Origin of the sequence: Rhodopila sp. (assembly GCF_035548235.1) — a bacterium.
Lineage (GTDB): Bacteria > Pseudomonadota > Alphaproteobacteria > Acetobacterales > Acetobacteraceae > Rhodopila.
The window spans coordinates 1-2,255 of the sequence record NZ_DASZTJ010000041.1 but is presented as its reverse complement, the minus strand read 5'-3'; the positions used below and the strand labels follow the sequence as shown (position 1 = coordinate 2,255).

Here is a 2,255-nt window from a genome sequence, read left to right as displayed (position 1 = left end):
CATCACGGTTGGGGCCGTCGGGCGGGGGGGTCTGCGTAACGTCCCGCAGCGTCGTGAACCAATGTTCCGGCGGATTGCGGCCGGCCGCGCGGCCATAGCGCAATGCGCGCAACCCCTGTTCGGCCGCCGGCGGAAGACGTTCGGGTACGTCGAAGCCGTTCAACGTGCCCCAGATCAACGCCCAGCATCGCCCGACACTCCACGGGTTGTAACCGCCCCCTCCCAGCACGACCAGCCGAGGGGCCAGCTTCATAACCTGCATCACGACGGAACGGTGTGAATTGTTGGATAGGGCCAGCTTCGCCAGCGGGTCTTCGAGCAGGCCATCCGCGCCGGCCTGGAGCATGATCGCCTGCGGTCCGCGCCGCCGGATGCATGGCAGGACGGTGGTCTGCATGACAAAGGCGAACTCGCAGTCGCTGCATCCCTCCGGCAGCGGAATATTCACCGCCCCCGCCTCCGCGGGCATCTGGACGTCGCCGCTGAACGGCCAGCGATTCCGCTCATGCAGGCTGATCGTCAGCACGCGCGGATCGCCCAGGAACGCATCCTGGACGCCATCCCCGTGATGCGCATCGATGTCGAGATAGACGATGTTCTCCAGACCTAGGTCGAGCCAGGTCAGAAGTCCCAGGACGGGGTCGTTGAGGAAGCAGAATCCGGACGCCCGATTCGGCCGGCCGTGATGGGTCCCGCCGCCGGGACAATGCGCGATGCCGTCCTCGGCCGTCAGCCGCGCGGCGAGCATGACCCCGCCGGCGGAAATGGCCGGGCGGCGGAAGACCTCGGCATAGATCGGGTTGCCGTCGGCGCCGATCCGGAAGACCTCCCGGTCCGCCGGGCTGATCGCCTGGTTCGCCTCCGCCGACCGCAAGGCGGCGATATAGGCCGGGGTGTGGAAGCGCAGCAGTTCGGCCTCGGTCGCCATCGGCGCCTCTCGGTACGCCTCGTCGGGCAGCCACCCCAGCGCTCGGCATAGATCGATGCAGACCGAGACGCGCGGCACGGCGAGCGGGTGCTTCGGCCCGTAGCTGGAGTTCCGATAGACCTCGCTGCCGATGAAGATCGGACTCACGCCAGCCTGCGTGGAATCAGGGAGCCGGCAGAAACGGTCCCCGCCGCCCCGGAGTCAGTCGCCCCGGGGTGAGTCGCCCCGACGTCAGTCGCCCTGGGGTCAGGCCCCCTGAAGTCGGTTGCCCTCACGACCTCTGCGGCATCGCCTGCGGAATGATCGTCGTCACGATCGTCGCGTCGAGCGCTTCGTAGTCGTGATAGCCGATGGTGGCGTACAGCTCCGAACGGGTCTGCATGAAGTCGACCATCCCCTGCGTCCCGCCGTCGCGCTTGATCGCCGCGTAGAGCTTCTCCTGCGCCTTGTTGGCCACGCGCAGGCTGGAGACCGGCCAGATGACCATCTTGTAGCCCATGGCCTCGAATTCCGAGGCGGTGAAGAACGGTGTCCGGCCGAACTCCGTCATGTTGGCCAGCAGCGGGACTCCGGGCAGCCGGGCCGCGACGTCCTTGAACATTTCCGCCGTATTCAAGGCTTCCGGGAAAATGGCGTCCGCGCCTGCGTCCAGGAACAGCTTGGCACGGGCGATCGTGCCGTCGATCCCTTCGGAGGCAGCGGCATCGGTGCGGGCGATGATGTAGAGGTGGCGCCGGGCCTTCCGGGCGGCGGCGATCTTCGCCGCCATGTCGTGCGGATCGGCCAGCTTCTTGTCGTTCAGATGGCCGCATTTCTTCGGAAGCAACTGGTCCTCGATATGGACGGCGGCGGCGCCGGCATCCTCGAAGCTGCGGACCATGTGCATGACGTTCAGCGCCTCGCCATAGCCCGTGTCCCCGTCGACCAGCAGCGGCAGCGCCGTCGCGCGGGCGATCTGGCGGATGAAGAAGCAGACCTCGTCCACCGTGATCATGCCGAGGTCGGGGATGCCCATCGACGCGGTCATCGCCGCACCGGACAGGTACAGCCCCTCGAATCCCGCGCGCTTGGCCTGAAGACCGGCCTGACCGTTATGCGCGCCTGGCAACTGCACGATGCCGGGCCGAGCAAGCAGTGCGCGAAAACGCTCGCCAGCCGGTGCCGCGGGCAGGTCATCAGCAACGAGATAGGTCATGATCGTCTCCTTTCCTCCGGGATAGCGGAAGACGGGCATCGGGAACAGTGGCGTGCGGGAACAACGTACGAACCCCGATGGGGCCGGCACAACTTCAGCGCGACGGGCAACCCCTCGTCACGGCACGGCCAG

2 protein-coding genes are annotated in these 2,255 nt (G+C 67.2%); both read right to left on the bottom strand.

Features of this window, described 5'->3' with window-relative positions; genetic code table 11:
• The coding region (locus VHB27_RS03310) for an acetoin utilization protein AcuC (protein ID WP_325597502.1) at window positions 1–1,075 on the bottom strand (1,075 nt) is incomplete at its 3' end.
• Window positions 1,076–1,199: 124 nt separating this feature from the next.
• On the bottom strand, window positions 1,200–2,123 hold the full coding sequence (prpB, locus tag VHB27_RS03305; RefSeq protein WP_325597501.1) for a methylisocitrate lyase: 924 nt from the start codon (window positions 2,121–2,123) through the stop codon (window positions 1,200–1,202).
• Window positions 2,124–2,255: the final 132 nt, after the last annotated feature.